Here is a 20,408-nt window from a genome sequence, read left to right as displayed (position 1 = left end):
GGTCGTGAAGATGAAAACGATTGTCGTTACGATGACGGCCGGACTGGCGTTCGTGCTGTCCGGTTGCGGTGAGGCATCGGTTCCGGCCGCGGGCGCGGCGGCCGGGACGACATCCGGTACGACGACGTACCCGCTCAGCTACGACAACTGCAAGTCGCAGGTAACCGTCCAACGGGTACCGACGCGTGCGGTGTCGCTCAACCAGTCCGCGACCGAGATCATGATCCGGCTCGGACTGGCCGACCGGCTGGTCGGTACGGCGTACGAGACCGATCCGGTACCGGCCGACATCGCCGCGGCGTACCGGAAGATTCCGCTGCTCAGCAAGGGGCTGCTGAAGCACGAGACGCTGCTGGCGGCCCAGCCGGACTTCGTCTACTCGTCGTTCGCGTCGTTCTTCACCGCGCAGAACGCGGGGGAGCGGGCCGAGTTGCACAAGCTCGGCGTACCGACGTACCTGACCGAGTTCGACTGCACCTACCATGCGTCGGTCGCGGGGGGCGCGAAGTTCGAGATGCTGTTCGACGAGATCAGGGCGATCGCGCGGATCTTCGGCGTGCGCGACGCCGGCGAGAGGCTGGTCGCCGAGCAGCAGGCCGTCGTCGACCAGGGCCGCAAGCTCGCGGAGCAGGTCGAGGGCACGCCGCGGCTGGTGTGGTTCTACTCGACCGCGGCGTCGTCGAGAACGCCTTCGGTGGCCGGTCCGGGCGGGCTGCCGCAGACGGTGAGCGAGATGCTGGGGGCGAAGAACCTGTTCGACGACGCGTCGACCAAGTGGCCCGAGGTCAGCTGGGACGAGATCGTGGCGCGCGACCCGGACGTGATCGTGCTGGCCGACCTGACCCGCGGCTACCCGGGGGACACGGCCAAGGAGAAGATCGAGTTCCTGAAGCACGACCCGCTCACCTCGCGGTTGGATGCCGTGCGCAACGACCGGTTCATCGTCGTACCGGGTCAGGCGATGGATCCGTCGATCCACAGCGTCGACGCCATCTCCGCGGTGGCGCAGGGACTCGTGAAGCTGGGGGCGCGATGACGGCTATCGAGCAGCTGATCCGCCGGTGGGACGATCAGCAGGCCGCGTACATCACCCACCGCGAGGAGCGGTTCGCCGTGATGCTGGACGTCATCGCGGCGGCGGACTTCGGTGCTGGGCTGACCGTGCTCGACCTGGCTTGCGGGCCGGGCAGCCTGGCCGGGCGCGTCCTCGAACGATTCCCCGACGCGCGCGTGATCGGCATCGACTACGACCCTGTCCTGCTCACTCTCGCCAACGCCTGGCTCGGTGGCCGGTACGGCGATCGCTTCACTGCCGTCGACGCGGACCTGGCCCGGCCCGGCTGGGAGGTGAAGCTGCCGTGCGACACGATCCAGGTCGCGGTGTCGTCGACCGCACTGCACTGGTTGCAGCCGTCCGAGCTCGTCGCCGCCTACGCGACCCTCGGCAGCGTGCTGCCGGCGTACGGGGTGTTCATGAATGCCGACCACCTCCGCTACAACCCGCGGACCCAGCCGTTCCTCACCGAGGTGGCTGCCGCGGACGACGAACGCACCCAGCGCACGGCTCGCGCCGCGGGCGCGCAGACCTGGGACGAGTGGTGGGCCGAGGCGGTCGCGCTTCCCGAGCTCGGGGCGCGGCTGGCCGAACGCGAGCACCGGTTCGCCGATCATCCGCCCACACCGCACGCGCCGCTCGAGCTGCACCTGCAAGCTCTTGGTACGGCGGGTTTCAGCGAGACCGGGACGATCTGGCGGCACTACGACGACGTGGTGGTGTTCGCGCGGCGATCTTCGTGAGAACGCGGTCCCTGCTGCTGGTCGGAGGGTTCGGTGTCGTGCTGGGCCTGTCGATCGTGGCGGCGGCGTTCGTCGGTACGGCGAACATCGGTCCCTCCGACGTGGTTGGCGTCATCCTCCACCACGTCGGCCTGGGCCCGGCGCCGCTGCCGCTGATCGACGCGCTGATCTGGGAGTCCCGCCTTCCGCGCGTACTGCTTGCCGCGGTGATCGGTCTCGGCCTGTCGATCTGTGGCGCGGTCCTGCAGTCCATCACGCGCAATCCGCTGGCGGAGCCGTACCTGCTCGGTGTTTCTTCCGGAGCCTCGACCGGTGCGGTGTCGGTGATGGTCCTCGGCCTCGGCGCCGGGGCCGTCACCCTGTCGACGGGAGCGTTCGCCGGGGCGCTGGTTGCGTTCGCGATCGTGCTGGTCCTGATCGCCGGCGGACGGGTGTCCGATCCGGCCCGAGTGGTGCTCACCGGGGTGCTGGTGTCCCAGTTCTTCTCCGCGGCGACCTCGTTGGTGCTGATGCTCGACGGCGACGCGGACGCGACGCGCGCCTTCACGTACTGGTTGCTCGGCTCGCTCGGCGGTGCTCGGTGGCAGTCGTTGACGGTCGCGGCGGTGGTGATTCTGGCCGGCGCCCTGGTCTGTCTGTTGTTCGCCGCGGCCCTGGACGCCTTCGTCTTCGGTTGGGACACCGCGGCGTCGCTGGGGATCGACGTCACCAGGGCGCGGGTCGTCCTGATGGTCGTGACCGCGTTGATGACCGCGGCGGCCGTCGCGGCCTCCGGCGCGATCGGCTTCATCGGCCTGCTGGTCCCGCACGTCGTTCGGTTGGTAGCCGGCGGCAGCCATCGGCTCCTGCTGCCGTTGACCGGTCTGGGTGGCGCGATCTTCCTGATCTGGGTCGATGCCTTCGCCCGTACGGCGTTCGCTCCGCGCGAGGTCCCGGTCGGTGTGATCACCGCACTGATCGGCGCTCCGGTGTTCGCCGTCGTGCTCCGTCGGGCGGTCCGCCGATGACCGCGCTGGTTGCCACCGGCATCGACTGGTCGGTCGACGGTGTCCGGATCCTCGACCAGGTCGACCTCGTGGCGCCGACCGGTCAGGTGCTCGGAGTGCTCGGCCCGAACGGCGCGGGCAAGACGTCGCTGCTGCGAGTGCTGGCCGGTCTCCGGCCACCGGATCGGGGGACGGTCTCGCTCGGCGGGAAGCCGCTTCGGGGCACCTCCCGGCGTACCGTCGCCCGCCGGCTGGCCATCGTCGAGCAGTCGCCGGAGGTCCACTCCGACATCACAGTGGACGAGACCGTCGCTCTCGGCCGGACGCCGCACCGAGGCATCTTCGCCGCCCTCGGCCGCGACGACCACGTCGCGATCGAGCACGCGCTGGAAGTCACCGGCATGACCGCCTTCCGCGACCGGTCGTGGCGCACTCTCTCCGGTGGCGAACGCCAACGCGCGCAACTGGCACGGGCCCTGGCCCAGCAACCGAAGACCATCGTCCTCGACGAACCGACGAACCACCTCGACATCCGCTACCAGCTGGAGATGCTCACACTCCTGAGCGGTCTTGGCCTGACCGTCGTCACCGCCCTGCACGACCTCAACCTCGCCGCCCGCTTCTGCGACCAACTGGTCGTGCTGTTCAAGGGCCGAGTCGTGGCCACCGGTACGCCGACGCAGGTCATCACCGCGCCGCTGATCCACGAGGTCTACGGCATCGACGCGGTCGTCGAGCGGTCACCACACACCGGCGCGCCGACCGCGACCTTCCTGACACCGGCGCCACGGAGGTAGCAGCAAATCGCCGTACGGCGGGAACGGGGCTGTCGGTTCGGGTGAACTGCGCGCTGTACGACCGGCTCACCAGCGTGGACCGCGGGCGAGGCGGATCGGTCCGACCGCGGTGGTGACGTCGACATCGGTCCCACCCTGACGAACCACGATGAGGCCTTCCCGGGACAACTCGGCCGTCACTTCTCGTGCCGTGTCCATCAGCTCGCGCCACGACTCGCCTCCGGCCACCCGGGCGGCGTCGCTGGGGCAGATGGTGGCGTCGGGCGATCGATGACGCAACAACGCGCGGATCGCCGCGGCCAGGCGGGTCCGCAGGCCGCCGGGTGTCGGCGACCACCAAGGATCGCCCCGTTCTCCCAGCGCCACCTTCGCGTCCTGCACCCGGGGACGAGCCTGGTCCGGATCGTCACGGACGAGCCGACGGGCGGCCATCAGTTCGCTCACCAACTCGAGGCGCAGAGACTCCGGGATGGCCGGGTCCGTAGCCCGCCACCGCCGGCCGAACACGATCAGGTACCGACCGTCCTCGCTCGTGCCGTCCTCACTCGCCATGGCCCCTCGTCTCCGTCGACCAACCAGCTCGAACGACGTCCGGACGTAGCCGCCCTCGGGTCATCTCGCGGTCGAACAGCTCGGAGCCGCGCCGCATCGTCCTGGTCCTGAGTGAACCACAGTCGCACATCCACGAGCATTGCCGTGGGCACCGAGCGGTCAAGGTCCGCGACCCCGGCGCACGAGGCGCACGCGGACCGGTGACGGTCAGTTGGAGCCTCACTTCAACTGGCGCGATTGTTGCCGAGGGCCCGTTCGGGGGGACCTGCCTGAACGCGGGGTGTATTCCGCGCAAGATGCTGATCCGGGCGGCCGAGGTCGCCGACACCGTTCGTGACGCCGACAGGTTCGTGATCGCGGCCGGCAGCCGGCCGGTCGTACCGTCGCCGATCGCCGAGTCCGGACTTCCCTACGAGACCTCCGACAGCGTCATGCGGATCGACGAGTTGCCTCCGGCGATGGTGGTCGTAGGTGGGGCTCTCGAGGACGAGACCGGCTTCCGCCCTGCTCGCTTTGCCGGATTGATGACAGGCGACCGAAGTGGCGGCAACCCGAACCCGAGTGACGGCAACTGGTCTCCCACAACCATCAGCCTGCCAGGCGCCGTGCCGGACGGGGCATCACGTCCCTGCGCTGGTGACTCCCCCGGCCGGGTGAGGGGTGTCGATCAAGTTCCCCCATGAGAGGGAGGTTGCCGGGCGCCACCATCGGTAGCGTCGGCCGAAAGTCCTGACGCCACCTCGGGAGGATCGCAGTGACGGCGAAGTATCACCAGCGGATGGTGCCACCGGTCCCCGATTGGCTGTGGACGGTGAGCCGCGTCTGCGATCGCCTCCGGAGCCGCGGTGCTCTTGTCTTCGAGGGCGGAACAGACTGGTCGCTGGCTGTCGGACAGGCGGCCCGGCTGACCGCGACGTCCCGCACAGTCAGGCTCAGTACGGCGTCGACGCAGCGCAGTTGGCCGTGGACGCCCGCGGTGATGGCGCAGATCCCGGACGTTCTGGATTCCCTCGGCATCGACGGCTGGCGTGCCTACGGCTGGTGTGGCTTCGGCCTCGGAGTCATGCTGTACGGCGGAGCGCCACGAGATCCGGAGGCCGTCGAAGTCCAGCTGACGATCCCGCAGGCAGAAGTGCGGAGGTCGCCGGACGGCCTTCTGCTTCGGGCGCTGGCACCCGCCGACCTGGACCTGCTGGAGCGTCTGGTCTGCTCGTCCGGAGCAGGCATCGATCCGGCCGCGCGCAAATACCCGGACGGCGATCCGTTCGCCATCACGAGCGACCACAGGTCCGAACACGAGGCCGCTGTCGCCGCCGGCGTGACCCGGATCGCCACCGGCCCGCTGCAGAAGGTGGTCCTGTCGAGAGAGCTGCCACTTCCGGGGCCGGTCGACATCTTCGCCACCTACCGGGCCGCCCGGACCCACACGCGGTGCACCAGGTCCTTCGCCTTCTCGCTGGACGGTTTCGAGGCAGCCGGGATGAGCCCGGAGTCCGTGCTCCACTCCGCTGGGGACGGTGTAGTGACGTCGGAGCTGGTGGCCGGTACCCGTGCGCTGACGGGTGTCGCGGCAACGGATCGGCGGTTGGCCCGTGAACTGTTCGATGATCCCAAGGAGATTCTGGAACACGCCGTGTCGGTGCGAGACACTGTCACCCAGTTGCGAACGGTCTGCGCCCCGGATTCCCTGACCGTGAAGCCGTTCATGGACGTGGCCAGGTTCGGAGGCGTCCAGCACCTGGAGTCGGCCGTCACCGGCCGGCTCGCTGCTGGCTCATCGGCCTGGACGGCCCTTGCAGCGCTGTTCCCGGCGATCGCGCTGACAGGTAGCCCCAGGAACGAAGCCATCACGACCATCCGGCAGCTGGAGGCGACCGAACGAGGGTTGTTCGGAGGCTCGGTCGTTTCCCTGGATGTTTCGGGTGCGGTCGATTCCGCCGTCGTACTGCGGACGGTCTTCCAGCGCGAAGGACGGGCGTTCCTTCGGGCCGGCGGTGGCATCGTTGCAGGTTCTCAGCCCTCCAGGGAGTTCGAGGAGACCTGCGAGAAGCTTCGCGGCGTCGCGGCCCATGTGGTGACCGAGAAGGTCGACGGACGGCGGCCGTAGTACTCGGGACGAGTCATCGCTAGGGGATCACTCGGACTCCGAGGACACTGTCCAGGTCGAAGCGCACACGTCGTCCGGGATCGTACGCGCTGACGTGGTAGCGCACCGGACCGTGCCCACCGCGAGCACCGACGGCCAGCGGCCGGTCGAGCCGAAGTGGCCACCACGGAGGCGAGGGCCACAGCTCCCCTCCAGGGTCGGTGACTTCGTCGATCAGTCGCCCGGCCGTGTGGATCGGCGCGTCGAGAGTCCGCTCGTGCCGTTCGACGACATCAGAGAGCCGGGGCGCCATGGCATTCGTCCTGCGAGTTGTCGAGTGCCGAGCGGTAGCGGTGGTAATAGCCCGCAAGGGCCACGGCGAGTGAGATTGCCCAGAGCGGGAAGAAGAACCAGCCGAGGCCGTCGGCGCCCCAGTACGCCGAGTCGTCGATCGGTTGGCCCCACAGCTGAAAGGAGTCGGCCGCGCCGGGAAGTTGCAGGCCCAGGCGCCCTTGGAGAGTGCCGCGGCCGAAGCCGAAGATTCCGACCACCGCGGACCCGCCGAGCAGGAGTGGGAACCACAGTGGCACCTGGCGTCCGCGAACGAACGGGATCCAGCGAGGGAAGTTCCGTCCCCACCGGCACAGCAGACCGTAGGTGAGGACCGCCCCGCCGATGGCGAACGACGCCAGGACCGGCTCGATCAACCGGTTCTCCGGCTGGTTCCGCAGGGTTGCCTCGACGAACGGAGCCGGTGCTCCGAGTGCCCAGCCTTGAGACCAGGCCAGCCGGATCACGGCGTACGGCATCGGAGACACCATCGCGACGTAGGTGGCGACCTTGCCGACGCGGATCCAGGACGAGCGCCGTCCGCGTGTGGGGGTCATGTTGGCAACCGCGGCGATGACGAAGAGGGCGGCGCCCAGGGCCGTGACGGCCTGGAAGACAGTCGGCCAGTCGGCCGAGATCCAGTTGATCGGGTACAGACCGAGCGGGGGCAGGAGCGTGATCATCCGCGAGTCGACGACGAGGCCGACGATCGCGACCGCAAGCGCCACCGCACTGCCGGCCAGAGCTCTGGAACGCCGTCGCGAGCTGTGCAGCAATCCAGCCACCACGACGGACAGCACTCCGAACCCGGTGATGAGCGGTGCGCCCAAGCCGGCGTCCAGACCCGTCAGCAACGACGCTGAGTCCGGCCCGGTGCGGTCGTTGCGTCCGAACGGGAAACCCGCGCCCCCGGTCCACCAGTAAATCCCCAGGACGGTCACGAAAACGGCCCAGGTCTCGGCGGCCAAGGACGACCAGCTCCGCCAGGAGCTCGCTGGAAACGGCGATGTCATTGCGTCAGTCTCTGCCGTTGGAGCAGGGCGGGTCTTCCCTCGTGCGGGGGAATCATCCGGTCCGGTTCCCCCGGACGAGGGAAGCGCGGCCGCGGAGGGCGAGCCGATGATCAGAGCATGTGGAGACGACGCGGAATCGCCGCGATGGCCGGTCTGGTCCTGGCGGGCATCACCATCCTGATGCTCCCGAGCCACGGCAACACCAGCGGCTGGAAGGACACCTACAGCCCTGCGCTCCCGGCGCCTGGTGGTCCGTACGCCGTCGGCGTCCGTCGGACTCGGCTGGTCGAGAACGGCCGCCCCGATCCCTGGCGACCGGATACCGAGCGCCAGTTGATGGTCGACGTGCACTACCCCGCCGCGTCCCCGTCCAGGCCGATGGAGCAGTACTACGTCTCCGCGGCCATGACCGAGCTGGGCAGCCTGGCGTGGGCACCCGGTGAGGAAGAGCGCCTGGGGCTCGAGCCCCGAGAGGTGAACTGGCAGTTTCGTACTCACTCCCACGAGTGGGCGCCACCCGTTCCTGGCTCGTACCCGGTCATCGTCTGCTCGGCGCCGCCCGGGCGTCTGCGATCGTCGTACGCCGGTATCGCCGAGGAACTGGCCGGCCACGGCTTCGTGGTGGTGACGGTCGATTACCCGTACGACGCACCGGTGGTCGAACTCTTCCCGACCCGGCGCGTCGAGAGCTCGGCCGACGCCCAGGTCGCGGTGTCCAGAACGGCAGCGGACAAGGCACGGACCGACGATCTGGCGCACGTCGTCGCCACGTTGGGAGATCTCGACCCCGAGCTCACCCCGATCCTCGACCAGCAGCACGTCGGGCTGCTCGGCTGGGTCGGTACGCGCACCGCCGACGTTGCCCGGCTCGCTCACCTACCGAAGGTGTCCGCCGTCGCCTCACTCGGTGCTGGACCGATGGATGTCACCGGAGCCGGCGACACACCGCTGCTCGTCGTCAAGGCGCTCACCACAGCCATCGAGGGGCGCGCGACCGGCTGGAGCGCCACAGTCAGCCTCTCGGAGGTCACCGAACGAGGTCTGACCGACGACGGCGCCACCCTCACCCAGGTGGCGAGGGCCTATCCCCGAACGAACACTCAGATACGTCGAGCAATCGGCAGCGCAGACCCTTCGACCACCCAGCCGGCCATCCGCCGCTACGTCGCGGCGTTCTTCGACCTGCACCTCCGCGGCATCCCCACCGACGCGTTCAGCGCGCCCCCACCGACCGGCGTATCGGTCGACCCTCCGGACAATCCATCGTGACAACAGGGCCGGCCGCCCGGGCTGCCACAGGAGTCGACTGCGAATGGCTCAGCTCACCCGCAGCGCGCGATGATCGACCTTGCCGCTGCTCGTTGGCGGAACCGTCGGCAGAACTGACGTTGCCGCAGGGATCATCGAACTCACGAGTCGCTGGGCCGTCCGCGACCGAAAGTGGCGCGCGTCGATCGTGCCCCCCTCGGGCGCGGCGACGTACGTCACCAGATGCGTGCGCCCCTCCGTGTCCGCCCACACCGTGACGTGCGCCTGCGCTGACACAGCCGGTGACAGCGCTCGGTCGGTGCCTCGCCGGCCGTCCACCGCCCGAGGGGCGCGCGGCTGGGGGAAGTATGTACCGACTGATCGGAGCAGGACTCGTCGTCGCGGCCGTTGCCCTCATCGTGCCCACGGCGCTCAGCTACTCACGAACGGTGGCGAAACCGCAGCCGATCCCGACAGTGACCGTCTCACTCCCGAGCAGCCCGGCCACCCAACGCCAGCAGCCAGTGCCGACGCCCCAACTGGCGGCCACCGCGATCGAGAAGGCTGATCGCCAGATGACGGAAAGTGCCGCGCTGAAGGCGTTCACCGGAGACGTTGCCTACCGCATCAAGGTTCAGGGCTACTGGACCCGGACGAACTCGAACGTACCGATCGGCCTGGTCCGGTGGATCGACGCCGAACCAGCTCGTCTTCTTCGTGCACGGCCCGGAACAGTCCGGACTGGTCAACTACGACTTCGAGACCGAGAACCCTGCGAACAACAACGTCGACTGGCCGATCACCCTTGTCTTCTACAACGGTGCCGGCGTCAACAACGTCAAGGACCAGCTGTCGAACTACTTCGGGCAGTTCAGCACTGACAGCAAGCACATTCCGGTCACCTATCTCGGGGGGACTCAACCACTGGGACAGCGACGCAGGCAAGAAGGGCTTTGCGTGCCCAGGACCGGGAGCCTGGAACGACGTCATCGGGTGGGGAACAACGAGCCGTATCACCCACCGACAGTCCAACCAGCAAGGCGCCCGTCAACGCGCCGCCGACACCAACGGCGAACCAGACAAGCCAAGGAACCCCAGCCGAGGACACGCTTCGACAGTAGTCCCGGTCAACGCACCCAGGGTCCGCACCAGCCAACGTCAATTCCCGCCTGATCGGCGGCTGGCCGAGGAGCTTCGACCCCTGGTGGAGATCCACCTGCCGAGGTGGAGCTGATCGGCACGGTGTACGGCGTACAGGCCGCTTCCGTGGAGTTCGTTGTGCAGGTTGAGGGCCCAGTTGCCGCGGAGCCGACGAGATCCGAAGTTCCGCTGCGATTTGTGGACGCTCCTCGGGTGAGGGAAGGCGGGATGCCGTTGGCAACGCGCGCGGCGTCCGCGTCAGTGGTTGTACAAGGCTTCGAGTTTGGTGCGGCGGGTGGTGACTTCGTCATGATCGTCGCCGAAGACGATCAGGTGTAGCGTGGTCTGGTTGATCGTGTTGTCGGTGCGGCGGGGGTCGTGGCCGCCGGTGACGATGAGCCCTCCGCGCTGCAGCGCGGGGCGCAGCGCGGCCAGCAGTGCGGCGATGGATGCGGAGGTGGTGAGTTTCGTCGACTCCGACGGACGGTCCAGGGCGTCGGGGCGGATGGTGTGCAGCGCCAGCAGCGGGATGGATCCGCTGGTGATGCGGAAGTTGAGGTCGAGCATGACGAGTCTGCCGTCGTGGGTCTGGGCGCAGTCGAGGCTGCACATGCCGCGGTAGCCGACGTCGGCGGCGCGCTGGGCGATCGCCAGGCATTCGGTGAGCAGGTCGGCGGGCAGGGGGACGATGAGCCCGAAGCGGCCGCCGGTGTAGACGCCGTCGGCATCGATACGCTGGTCGGTCACGGCGAGCAGGCGGGCCCGGCCGTCGGCGGCGACGTAGAGCTGCACGCCCCAGTTGTGGTGGATGTTCAGGTACTCCTCGACGACCACCTCGGTGAGGAGGTCGGTGAACGCGGGCAGGATCACCGGGTCCCCGGCTCGGTGCAGGTAGACGTCGAGGCTGGCGCCGTGAGCGGCGTTGGTGGCGGCTTTGAGCACCCAGGACTTCTCGACGGGGGTGGCTTCGGCGAGCTCGTCGATGGTGACGACCTGGCGGCGGGCCTGGAAGCGGGGGTCGACGAAGGTGCTGATGCTGGCTTTGTTGTTGAGGTAGCCGACGAGTTCGGCGCTCTTCACGGAGCGTTCGTCGGGGGACAGGGTCGTGGGCTGCGGGTATTCCATGGACATGAGCAGGCCGTCGCTGAGGGCTTCGGTGACGCGGGCGGCGAACTCGGCCTCGGTGCGGAACTCGCGTGGATCGGTGCCGACGGGCAGGCCGCCGTCGCGGAGGGCGGCGAGGAGGTTGGGTTCAGTGCCGCCCGCGCTGGTGATGACGGGGGTGTCGCCCGCGATGGCGAGGGGGCGGGCGGACAGGACGTCGCGGGTGTTGCGGTGCCTGCTCGACGGAACCGTCGGTTCCTGGGCGGGGCGTGCGCAGACGGCGATATCGGGGCCGTAGATGTCGGTGAGGGTGCGAGGGGCGGCCAGGGTCGGCGTGAGCGCGGTAGCGGTAATGGGAGATCTCCCTTGTGGGGTGGTGGGTGTACCCGGTCCTGGCGTGGAGTGGTGCGAGATGACCGGGAGCGGTGAAACGCGCCTGGATGAGGCGGCGTCCACTCCGGGGTGAAGGTGCCCGCGGGGGTGAACCCGGGGCGGCCGTATACGTCGACTGTCTCACGTTTCGCGAGGGTCGGTGCTGTCGGCGGCGCGAGAGTGGAGGCAGCGGGGCGCCAACGCACCTCTTGATGTACCTCAATGAGCGCGATGATCGTCAACGACGAGAACCTGCGGGCACTTCGGATTCATTGATGTGGGCACGTTCCACGAGTACGCGGTGAAGGACGGGCAATACATCAGTTCTCTGTGGATGCAGCGTCTCTTCTGACCGCCTGTGGTGGCGGATGTCGCGCGGTACAAGTCTGTTGCGGGGGTGGAGTGGATGGGTCAAGGTAGGGCGGTGACCGTGACGGCTGTGGTGCGCGGGCGGTTCGGGCTGTTGTTCTCGGCCCGGTCGGTTTCGTTTCTGGGGGACTCGCTCGGGCTTGTGGCGTTGCTGCTGTACGTCGAGGCTTCCACGGGGGCCGCGCTGGCGGTGGCCCTGTTGCTGCTGGCGGGGGACTTCACTCCGGGACTGTTCGGGGCTCTGGCGGGGGCCATCGGGGACAGGTTCGATCTGCGGAAAGTGATGGTGACCTGCGACCTGCTGCAGGCGGGGCTGGTGGCGGTTATGGCGTTCGTCCTGCCGCCGTTGCCGGTGCTGCTGGTGCTGGTGGCGGTACGAGGCGTGGTGGCCCAAGTCTTCCAGGCCGGGTCGCGGAGTGCGGTGCCGGCGTTGGTCAAGGACGAGGAACTGGAGACGGCGAACTCGGCGCTGGGTGCGGGAACGAACGGGATGGAGGCGATCGGGCCGCTGATCGCGGCAGGCTTGTTCCTCGTGCTCGACGTACGGGCGATCCTGCTGATCGATGCGGCGACGTTCCTGGTGTCGGCGGCGCTGCTCGCCAGGCTGCCGTCGCTGCCGCCGAGTCCGGAGCACCAGGACGGGTCGCTGATCGACAACGCACGCGCGGGGCTCGGCTACATCTGGAAGACGAAGGCGGTCCGGGTGATCGGGCTGGGGTTCTTCGCCGTGGTGGCGTTCAGCGGGGTGGACGACGTTGCGATGGTGTTCCTCGCGAAGGACGAGCTCGGCGGTGGGGACTCCGCCGCCGCCACCCTGTACGCCGGAGTCGGGATCGGTCTCGTCATCGGGTACGCGCTGCTGACCCGCTTCGCCCCGAGGTTCAGCATGCCGGTCCTCCTGGTCGTCGGGTTCGCGATCAGCAGCGCGGGCAACCTGTTCACCGGCCTCGCCTGGGCGGTCTGGACCGCGCTCGCACTGCAGACCATCCGCGGCCTGGGCATCGCCGCGCTCGACGTCGCGATCAACACCCACCTGCAACGCGTCGTACCGGCCGCCATGCTCGGCCGCGTCTTCGGCAACCTGTACGGCGCGATCGGCCTGGCCGCCGGCATTTCCTACGTGCTCGGCGGTCTCCTCCTCGAACACACCAACGCCCGCGTCACCTTCGTCGTCGCCGGCGTGGGCGGCCTGGTCGCGGCGTGCGCGTCCGGAGTCGCGCTGTTCAGAGCAAGGAGATCGGAGCCCGCAACGCCCTGATCGACGCCGCGGCGATCACGGCCGGCACCACCGCGGAGACAGCAACTGCCGACCGGCTGTCTGCCGCCATCGACCGTGAAATGCCGAACCACTTCGTCGACTTCTGGACCGAAGCGTCAGCGCATCATGCTGTTGTCGTGCAGCGCGGACAGTCTGGCTTTCACGCTCAGCAACATCTCGATGATGAAGTCTTCGCGGGCTTGGTCGAGGCGGCTGATCGGGACCGCGACGCTGAGCGCGTCGGTCGAGGCGCGTGAGAACGGCAGTGCGACGCCGAAGCAGCGGACGCCCAGGCAGGACTCCTCGCTCTCCTCTGCGTAGCCGACCTGTTGGGCCTTCTCGATGATCGCGAGCAGGGCGCCCCGATCCGTGGTCGCCTGGGCGGTGAGGGGCTCGATCTGGTGGGGGATGAGCGTGTCGCGGACGGCTTCGGGCTGCTCGGCGAGCATCGCCCGGCCGAGGGACGTGGCGTACGCCGGCAGCCGGCGGCCGACGGCCGAGTGCATGCGCAACGGGTGCTTGGATTCGCGTTTGGCCGTGTAGATGACGTCCGAGCCCTCCAGGCGACCCAGGTGCACCGTCTCCTCGGTGGCTGCCGCGATCTCGTCCATCACCGAGGACGCGCGTGACAGGACCGGGTCGCCGTCGAGGTAGGCCGAACTGACCGTCAAGGTGTGGATCCCGAGACGGTAGACGCTGCCGGTCTGGTCGGTGTCCAGCCAGCCGCGAGCGCACATGGTGCGCAGGAGCGCGTGCAGACTGCTCTTCGGAATCCCCAGGCGGTTGGCCAGCTGCAGTTGGGTGCCGGGCCCGCGAGCGGCGATGTCGTCGAGGACGTCGAGGACGCGCGCGGCGGATTTGACCTGTCCGGTGGTGGAGCTGCTGATCCCCGTCTTCTCCGTACCCACCGAGACCTCCTGTTCATCGTGGCGCGGCGTACTCGCGCTCAGCGCGATGCTACACCACTGTCCACATATATGGACCAACTTCGACCCCTTGACCTGTGATCGGAGCCACAGGTACTTTCTGCCCTAATTCACGTAGCAGAACGTGGTTCAGATAGCGAGGAGAGCGCGTTGATCGAAGTTCGGTACTCCGCAGCGCCGTCCAGCGTGGAGACGGCGACGAATGCGGACCTGCGGGAGAACTTCCTCGTGCAGAACCTGTTTCGCACCGGAGAGGTGAACGGGGCATACACCCACGACGACCGGCTGGTCGTCGGCGGCGCTGTTCCCGGCGACGGCCCGCTCGAGCTGCCGGCCTGGGACGTGCTCGGCACCGCATTCCACCTCGAGCGCCGCGAACTCGGCATCATCAACGTCGGGCAGCCCGGCCACGTGCTCGTCGACGGTGAGAAGTTCGAGCTCCAGCACCTCGACGGGCTGTTCGTCGGTCGCGGCAGCGAGGTCGCCTTCGCCGGCGCGGACGCCGCGTTCTACTTCGTCTCCGCTCCGGCCCACGCGACCTACCCGACCACCGCGCTCAGTCACCCGGCGATCGAGCCGGTCGCGCTCGGTACGGCGCAAGGCGCCAACGAGCGCAGCCTCTACCGGTATGCCTGGGGTCAGGAGCTGCAGACCTCGGTGCTCCAGTTCGGCGTCACCGTCATCGCCGACGGCTCGGTGTGGAACACCTTTCCGCCGCACCTGCACGACCGGCGGACCGAGGTCTACCTGTACGTCGACCTCGCCGAAACCGACCGGGTCTTCCACTTCCTCGGCCGGCCCGGCGCGACCCGCCACCTCGTCGTACGGGATCGCGAGGCGGTCATCTCACCACCCTGGTCGGTCCATTCGGGCGCAGGCACCGGTTCGTACGCCTTCATCTGGGCGATGGCCGGCGAGAACAACACCTACACCGATCTGACCCCGGTACCACTGGAGGACCTGTGACCACACAGACGGCCGCCGAACTCCGCTCGCCCTTCGACCTCCACGGCCGCTGCGCCGTCGTCACCGGCGCCGGCCGCGGCTTGGGGCAGGCCGTCGCCATCGGGCTGGCTCAGGCGGGTGCCGACCTGGTCCTGCTGGGCCGGCCCGAGAGTCAGTCCTCCACCTACGACCAGGTGGCCGACCTCGGCCGTGCCGTCGAGGTCGTCGACCTCGACGTCAGCGACCACGAGGCCGTCGTACGCGTCGGAGCCGAAGTCAGCGCCGACCGGCGGGTCGACATCCTGGTCAACAACGCCGGCATCATCGACCGCCAGGACTCGGTGGCGGTGAGCCACGAGTCCTGGAACCGGGTGCTGGACACCAATCTGACCGGCCTGTTCTTCCTGTGCCGGCAGTTCGGGGGCCCGATGGCCGAGCGGGGCCACGGCAAGATCGTCAACATCGCCAGTCTGCTGTCCTTCCAGGGCGGGATCCGCGTCGCGTCGTACGCCGCCAGCAAGCACGGCGTCGCCGGCATCACCAAGGCCCTGGCCAACGAGTGGGGCCCGCTCGGCGTACAGGTCAACGCCGTCGCGCCCGGCTACATCGCCACCGACAACACGACCGCCCTGCGGGAAGACCCCGATCGTTCCCGCTCAATCCTCGAGCGCATCCCCGCCGGTCGCTGGGGAGCCGCCTCCGACATCGCCGGGTCGGTGGTGTTCCTGAGTTCGGGCGCCGCCGACTACGTCAACGGACACGTCCTCGTCGTCGACGGGGGCTGGATGGCCCGCTGACCCCGGCAGCTCCTTTTCCGTCCGTGCCACCCCGCCGGAGCCCCGGCACCGAAGAAAACGAGGAACGACCATGAAGTTCACCTCTCGCCCTGCCGCGGCCCTCATCGGCCTGTCACTGGCCGCCGCCACGCTCGTGGGTTGCAGCGAGGAGGCCGGTGGAGGCAACAGTTCCGCGGACGCGGGCAAGTGCGAACCGTCCGAGGTCAAGCTGGTGGGCCAGGTTCGCAACGAGTCCAACCCCTACGAGGCTTCGTGGCTGGCCGGGGGCGACACGTTCGCCAAGTCCGTCGGCCTCACCCAGGAGCGTCTGACGTACGGCGGTGACTCCACCAAGCAGCAGGAGCAGATCAGCCAGGTCCTGGCCGGCAACACGTCATGCCTGGTGATGAACGTGCTGCCCAACGGCGACTCCGACACCACCCCGATCGTCAAGGGTGCCGACCAGGCCGGGGCCTACCTCGTCACCCAGTGGAACAAGCCGGCCGACCTCAAGCCGACCGACTACGCCAAGTGGCTCAGCCACATCACCTACAACGGGGTCGAGTCGGGCCAGCAGATCGGCGACGCGCTGGCCACGGCGATCGGCGGCTCGGGCGGCATCATCGCTCTGCAGGGTGTCCTCGACACGGCAGCCGCCAAGGACCGGTTCAAAGGCCTCGAGGCTTCCCTCGCGAAGAACACCGGCGTCAAGCTGCTCGACCAGCAGGCGGCCAACTTCTCCCGGGCCGAGGCGCTCGCGGTCACCAAGACGCTGCTGACCAAGCACGGCGACAAGGTCAAGGGCATCTGGGCCGCCAACGACGACATGGCGCTCGGCGCACTGGAGGCACTCCAGCAGGCCGGCCGGGCCGGGAAGGTGGCGGTGGTCGGCATCGACGCCGTACCGGACGCTCTGACCGCGATCAAGAACGGCTCCATGACCGCTACCGTCTCCAGCGACGGCCCGTGGCAGGGAGGGATCGGCCTGGCGATCGGTTACTGCGTCGCCACCGGCGAGCTGGCGGCGGGTGACATCGCGGCCGAGAACCGCGCGTTCTTCGCCGAGCAGTTCCTCATCAGCAAGGACAACGTCGCCGACTTCCAGCAGCCGAAGACGAATCCGGACGACTTCAAGTGCGCCAACGTCTTCAACCGCGTGGCTGGTTCCCTGTCGTGAGCCTGACGACGCGGGTCGCGCCGGCGTCTCGTTCCCAGCCTCGACGACGGGTGTCGTTGCGGGACGCCGGCCCACCGGCCGCCCTGGTGGTCATCTTCGTGGTCTTCTCGGCCCTGAGCTCGCAGTTCCGCAGCATCGGCAACGTGCAGAACATCATGGACGCGGCCGCGGTGCTGGCCGTCGTCACCTGCGGCATCACGTTCGTGCTGATGATGGGGTCCATCGACCTGTCGGCCGCCGGGGTGATGGGCGCCTCGGCCCTGACCGTGTCGCTCCTGGTGGCGAACAACCGCAACGACAACGACTTCGGGGTCCTCGCGATCGCCGTCGCGGTGCTGGTCGGTGCCGCGTTCGGCTGCGTCAGCGGATTGGCGCTGGTGTTCCTGAAGGTGCCGTCGTTCATGGCCACGCTGGGGGTGTCGGCGATCGGGCTCGGTGTCGCGACCTTGCTGTTCGCCGGCGTCCAGCCCAACATCTCCGACACCATGCTCGAGAGCTGGGCGATCGAGCGCCTGCTCGGATTCTCCTACCTCACCTGGATCGCCGCCGCCTGCCTGGTGGTGGGGTGGCTCATCCAGCGGTACACCCGGCTCGGTCGCTACGCCTTCGCGATCGGAGGCGCGGAGGAGGTCCTGACGCTTTCGGGCGTCAGGGTCCAGCCGTACAAGATCGCGGTCTTCACCCTCGCGGGCGCGTTCTACGGCCTCGGTGGTGTGATGGTGACCAGTCAGCTCGGCGCCGGTCTCGTCCAGGCCGGTGACGGCTACGACTTCTCAGCCATCACTGCCGCGGTCGTCGGCGGCACCCTGCTCACCGGGGGCCGAGGTGGCGTCCTGCATTCGGCCGTCGGCGTCCTGCTCGTGGTGGTACTCACCAACGGCCTGGTGCAGGTCGGAGTCAGCCCGTACTGGCAAGGCGGTGTCCAGGGTCTCATCGTCGTGGCCGCGGTGGCCGCGGCGGTCATCCCTCAGCGTCGAAGGAACCAGGTGGTCAAATGAGTGTTCACGTCGCCCAGGAGCCCACAACCTCCGTGCCGGCGCTGGAGGTCCGTGGCCTCGTCAAGCACTATCCGGGCGTCAAGGCCCTCGACGGCGTCGACCTGGTGGTACGCCAGCACGAGGTCCTCGGTCTGGCCGGTGAGAACGGCGCGGGCAAGTCCACGTTGCTCAAGGCACTGGTCGGTCTGGTCCGCCCCGACGCCGGCGAGATCTACGTCCGCGGTGAGCCCGTCAAGCTGCGCAGCGTCGTCGACGCCGCCGGCCACGGCATCGGAATGGTCTTCCAGGAACAGTCCCTGGTGCCCAACCTGACCGCTGCCGAGAACATCGTCCTCGGCAGCGAGGGAAACGCGGTACGCCGGGGAATCTACCGCTGGGATGCCCTTCGCCGCCTGGCCCAGGAGCAACTGGACAAGATCGGCTCGAGCATCGATCCACTGGCCCGGACCGACACGCTGTCGTTCGCCGACCGGCAGATGGTCGAGATCGCGAAGGTGCTGCGGATCGAGGAGCGGAGCCGGCACGCGCCGGTCGTCATCCTCGACGAGCCCACGTCGGTGCTGGAGTCGAAGGAGATCGAGACCCTCTTCGAGCAGATCCGCCGGCTGCGTGAGTTCGCTTCCGTGGTGTTCGTCTCGCACCGTCTGGACGAAGTACTGGACGTGTGCGACCGCGTGACCGTACTGCGCAGCGGCCAGTCGGTCGGTGAGGTCGCCACGGCCGGTGCCGTTCCGCGTGAGCTGCACCGGATGATGATCGGGTCCACCGGGTCCGACGATCACTATCACGGGAACGCCGCCGCGCCGGTCGTGGCCGAGCAGGCCCGGCTGTCCGTCCGCGGCCTGTCGGGCAAGTCGTTCCGCGACGTCGACCTCGACATCGCGGCGGGCGAGATCGTGGCGATCGTCGGCGTCCACGGCTCCGGTCGCGAAGAGGTCTGCCGCGCGCTGTTCGGCGCCGAGCCGACGACGACCGGTGAAATCCTGATGGACGGGAAGGTGCTCGACCTGCCCGGCACCCGTGCCGCCTGCGCCGCCGGCATCGGCTACGTACCCGCCGAACGCAAGCTCGAGGGCATGGTGGGCCCGATGTCGGTGGCCGAGAACATGACTCTGACCAAGCAGAAGGCTCGTTGCTCAGGGCCCCTGGTAGCGCCCAGGAAACAGGCGGCCTTGGTGGACAGCTGGATCAGCCGGCTCTCCATCCGGACGCCGGGCCGTGACACCGCCATCCAGCGGCTGTCCGGTGGCAACCAGCAGAAGGTCGTTCTGGCCCGATGGCTGGTCGGCGGCGACATCAAGCTGTTGCTGCTGGACCACCCCACGCGTGGTCTCGACATCGGGGCCCGGTCGGAGGTGTACCGGCTGATGCGCGAACTCGCCGCGAGTGGAGTGGCCACCCTGCTGCTGGCCGACAGCCTCGAGGAGGCCATCGGCATGGCCGACCGGATCCTGGTCATGAACGACGGACGGGTGGCGGCCGAGGTCGCCTGCCCGAACGGCGGTAAGCCGAGCCCTCTCGACCTCGTGAAAGAGATGGTATGAGTACCCCCGTCACCGTGAAGCCGACCGCCGGGCCGGCCCTGAAGGGTGGTCCCGGTCCGGCCCAGCGACTCACCTCGTTCATGCCGCTCATCGCCCTGGCGGTGCTGCTGGCCGCCCTGACCATCGCCGACCCGGAGTTCCTGACCCAGCGGAGCCTGACCGCGGCCGCGCGGACGGCCGCGCCCCTGATCGTGCTCGCCGCGGGGGCGACCCTCGTCGTCCTCTGCGGTGGCATCGATCTGTCCATCGCGGCGCTGGCCTCGGTGTCGACCGTCCTCCTCGCCCTGTGGCTACCGGACCTCGGCGCACTCGCCACGCCCGCCGTGATCCTGGTCGCGGCGGCGATCGGCGCGGTGCAGGGCGTGGCGCACGTACTACTCCGGATACCGTCCTTCATCGTCACCCTGGGCGGACTGAGCATCTTCTCCGCGGTGGCCCTCGTCGTTTCCGGGGCCGGCACCGTGCGGGTCGTGGACGACTCGACGATCAGCTGGCTGGACCTGTACGTCGGGGGATACGTGCCGATGTCGTTGGCCGTGGCGCTGATCGTCGTCGCGCTGATCTCCGTGATTCTGAAGGCAACACCACTGCACAGCTGGATCTCCGCCACCGGCTACTCCGAGTCGGCGGCGCGGCTGGCCGGCACGCCCGTCGACCTGGTGAAGATCGGTGCGTTCTGCGTCTCCGGTGCCTGCGCCGGTCTCGCCGCGGTGATGCTGGTCTCGCGCCAGTTCAGCGGCAGCCCCACCATGGCCGACAACCTGCTGCTGCCGGCCGTGGCAGCGATCGTCGTCGGCGGTACGGCGATCACGGGCGGCCACGGCAGCGTCTGGCGGAGCCTCGCCGGGGCGCTCGTCGTGACGCTGCTTCGGGTGGGCCTGCCGATCGTCGGCGTCCCGTCCGCCTACGAGCAGATCCTGTACGGCGCGATCATCGTCGCCGCCGTCGCACTCACTCTCGACCGTTCGAAGGTGCTGATCATCAAGTAGC

18 protein-coding genes are annotated in these 20,408 nt (G+C 68.7%); 14 read left to right on the top strand and 4 right to left on the bottom strand.

Annotated elements, in window-relative coordinates:
• Positions 1-31: 31 nt before the first annotated feature.
• From HDA39_RS12795 to HDA39_RS12780, 4 genes are read left to right on the top strand one after another with little or no spacing between them, the layout of a single operon-like run.
• Positions 32-1,036, top strand: a complete 1,005-nt coding sequence (locus tag HDA39_RS12795; RefSeq protein ID WP_238356039.1) for an ABC transporter substrate-binding protein — start codon at positions 32-34, stop codon at positions 1,034-1,036.
• Complete coding sequence (locus tag HDA39_RS12790; RefSeq protein WP_184795437.1) at positions 1,033-1,797, top strand: class I SAM-dependent methyltransferase; 765 nt, start codon at positions 1,033-1,035, stop codon at positions 1,795-1,797. Before HDA39_RS12795 ends, HDA39_RS12790 begins: the two co-directional genes overlap by 4 nt.
• On the top strand, positions 1,794-2,804 hold the full coding sequence (locus HDA39_RS12785) for a FecCD family ABC transporter permease (RefSeq protein WP_337925728.1): 1,011 nt from the start codon (positions 1,794-1,796) through the stop codon (positions 2,802-2,804). The genes HDA39_RS12790 and HDA39_RS12785 overlap by 4 nt, the downstream gene beginning before the upstream one ends.
• Positions 2,801-3,580 carry an ABC transporter ATP-binding protein gene (locus HDA39_RS12780; RefSeq protein WP_184795436.1) on the top strand — a complete coding sequence of 260 codons (780 nt, stop codon included), beginning with the start codon at positions 2,801-2,803 and terminating at the stop codon, positions 3,578-3,580. Before HDA39_RS12785 ends, HDA39_RS12780 begins: the two co-directional genes overlap by 4 nt.
• A 66-nt stretch (positions 3,581-3,646) precedes the next feature.
• Here the strand turns inward: HDA39_RS12780 and HDA39_RS12775 are convergent, their stop codons facing one another.
• A complete protein-coding gene (locus HDA39_RS12775; protein ID WP_184795435.1) occupies positions 3,647-4,132 on the bottom strand; it encodes a DUF3253 domain-containing protein in 486 nt (161 codons plus the stop codon).
• 296 nt (positions 4,133-4,428) lie between these two features.
• On the opposite strand from HDA39_RS12775, the gene HDA39_RS41830 reads away from it, so the two are divergent.
• Together HDA39_RS41830 and HDA39_RS12765 are read left to right on the top strand one after the other, a co-directional pair.
• Complete coding sequence (locus HDA39_RS41830) at positions 4,429-4,815, top strand: hypothetical protein (protein WP_202892981.1); 387 nt, start codon at positions 4,429-4,431, stop codon at positions 4,813-4,815.
• Positions 4,816-4,886: 71 nt separating this feature from the next.
• Entirely contained in the window at positions 4,887-6,239 is a 1,353-nt protein-coding gene (locus HDA39_RS12765) for a salicylate synthase (RefSeq protein ID WP_184795434.1), read from the top strand.
• 272 nt (positions 6,240-6,511) lie between these two features.
• Here HDA39_RS12765 and HDA39_RS12760 read toward each other — a convergent pair whose 3' ends face one another.
• Positions 6,512-7,561 carry a hypothetical protein gene (locus HDA39_RS12760; protein WP_202892980.1) on the bottom strand — a complete coding sequence of 350 codons (1,050 nt, stop codon included), beginning with the start codon at positions 7,559-7,561 and terminating at the stop codon, positions 6,512-6,514.
• A gap of 117 nt (positions 7,562-7,678) precedes the next feature.
• Here HDA39_RS12760 and HDA39_RS12755 point away from each other — a divergent pair, with 117 nt between their 5' ends.
• Entirely contained in the window at positions 7,679-8,830 is a 1,152-nt protein-coding gene (locus HDA39_RS12755; RefSeq protein WP_184795433.1) for an alpha/beta hydrolase, read from the top strand.
• 1,377 nt (positions 8,831-10,207) lie between these two features.
• Here HDA39_RS12755 and HDA39_RS12750 read toward each other — a convergent pair.
• A complete protein-coding gene (locus HDA39_RS12750; RefSeq protein WP_184795432.1) occupies positions 10,208-11,509 on the bottom strand; it encodes an ATP-grasp domain-containing protein in 1,302 nt (433 codons plus the stop codon).
• 340 nt (positions 11,510-11,849) lie between these two features.
• Here HDA39_RS12750 and HDA39_RS12745 point away from each other — a divergent pair, with 340 nt between their 5' ends.
• Positions 11,850-13,052, top strand: coding sequence for an MFS transporter (locus HDA39_RS12745; protein ID WP_337925727.1), 1,203 nt, complete (start codon positions 11,850-11,852; stop codon positions 13,050-13,052).
• Between the two features lie 116 nt (positions 13,053-13,168).
• Here the strand turns inward: HDA39_RS12745 and HDA39_RS12740 are convergent, their stop codons facing one another.
• Complete coding sequence (locus HDA39_RS12740; RefSeq protein ID WP_184795430.1) at positions 13,169-13,960, bottom strand: IclR family transcriptional regulator domain-containing protein; 792 nt, start codon at positions 13,958-13,960, stop codon at positions 13,169-13,171.
• Positions 13,961-14,128: 168 nt separating this feature from the next.
• Between HDA39_RS12740 and kduI the strand changes: the two genes are divergently transcribed.
• The 6 genes from kduI to HDA39_RS12710 all read left to right on the top strand — a co-directional run bounded on the left by kduI (position 14,129) and on the right by HDA39_RS12710 (position 20,407).
• Entirely contained in the window at positions 14,129-14,944 is an 816-nt protein-coding gene (kduI, locus tag HDA39_RS12735; protein ID WP_184795429.1) for a 5-dehydro-4-deoxy-D-glucuronate isomerase, read from the top strand.
• Positions 14,941-15,720: a 2-dehydro-3-deoxy-D-gluconate 5-dehydrogenase KduD gene (gene kduD / locus HDA39_RS12730; RefSeq protein ID WP_184795428.1), complete on the top strand. Its 780-nt coding sequence runs from the start codon at positions 14,941-14,943 to the stop codon at positions 15,718-15,720. Before kduI ends, kduD begins: the two co-directional genes overlap by 4 nt.
• Positions 15,721-15,790: 70 nt before the next feature.
• Positions 15,791-16,876, top strand: coding sequence for a sugar ABC transporter substrate-binding protein (locus tag HDA39_RS12725; protein ID WP_184795427.1), 1,086 nt, complete (start codon positions 15,791-15,793; stop codon positions 16,874-16,876).
• On the top strand, positions 16,873-17,874 hold the full coding sequence (locus HDA39_RS12720; RefSeq protein ID WP_337925726.1) for an ABC transporter permease: 1,002 nt from the start codon (positions 16,873-16,875) through the stop codon (positions 17,872-17,874). Before HDA39_RS12725 ends, HDA39_RS12720 begins: the two co-directional genes overlap by 4 nt.
• Entirely contained in the window at positions 17,871-19,418 is a 1,548-nt protein-coding gene (locus HDA39_RS12715; RefSeq protein WP_184795426.1) for a sugar ABC transporter ATP-binding protein, read from the top strand. The genes HDA39_RS12720 and HDA39_RS12715 overlap by 4 nt, the downstream gene beginning before the upstream one ends.
• Positions 19,415-20,407: an ABC transporter permease gene (locus tag HDA39_RS12710; RefSeq protein ID WP_184795425.1), complete on the top strand. Its 993-nt coding sequence runs from the start codon at positions 19,415-19,417 to the stop codon at positions 20,405-20,407. The genes HDA39_RS12715 and HDA39_RS12710 overlap by 4 nt, the downstream gene beginning before the upstream one ends.
• Position 20,408 lies beyond the last annotated feature (1 nt).

It is taken from the genome of Kribbella italica (assembly GCF_014205135.1).
Classification (GTDB): Bacteria; Actinomycetota; Actinomycetes; order Propionibacteriales; family Kribbellaceae; genus Kribbella; species Kribbella italica.
This window is presented reverse-complemented; position numbering and strand designations above follow the sequence as displayed.

Coding starts and splice junctions, on each gene's coding strand:
- HDA39_RS12795 (WP_238356039.1), top strand. CDS start 32: ATGACGGCCGGACTGGCGTTCGTGCTGTCCGGTTGCGGTGAGGCATCG.
- HDA39_RS12790 (WP_184795437.1), top strand. CDS start 1,033: ATGACGGCTATCGAGCAGCTGATCCGCCGGTGGGACGATCAGCAGGCC.
- HDA39_RS12780 (WP_184795436.1), top strand. CDS start 2,801: ATGACCGCGCTGGTTGCCACCGGCATCGACTGGTCGGTCGACGGTGTC.
- HDA39_RS12775 (WP_184795435.1), bottom strand. CDS start 4,132: ATGGCGAGTGAGGACGGCACGAGCGAGGACGGTCGGTACCTGATCGTG.
- HDA39_RS41830 (WP_202892981.1), top strand. CDS start 4,429: ATGCTGATCCGGGCGGCCGAGGTCGCCGACACCGTTCGTGACGCCGAC.
- HDA39_RS12760 (WP_202892980.1), bottom strand. CDS start 7,561: ATGACATCGCCGTTTCCAGCGAGCTCCTGGCGGAGCTGGTCGTCCTTG.
- HDA39_RS12755 (WP_184795433.1), top strand. CDS start 7,679: ATGTGGAGACGACGCGGAATCGCCGCGATGGCCGGTCTGGTCCTGGCG.
- HDA39_RS12725 (WP_184795427.1), top strand. CDS start 15,791: ATGAAGTTCACCTCTCGCCCTGCCGCGGCCCTCATCGGCCTGTCACTG.
- HDA39_RS12715 (WP_184795426.1), top strand. CDS start 17,871: ATGAGTGTTCACGTCGCCCAGGAGCCCACAACCTCCGTGCCGGCGCTG.
- HDA39_RS12710 (WP_184795425.1), top strand. CDS start 19,415: ATGAGTACCCCCGTCACCGTGAAGCCGACCGCCGGGCCGGCCCTGAAG.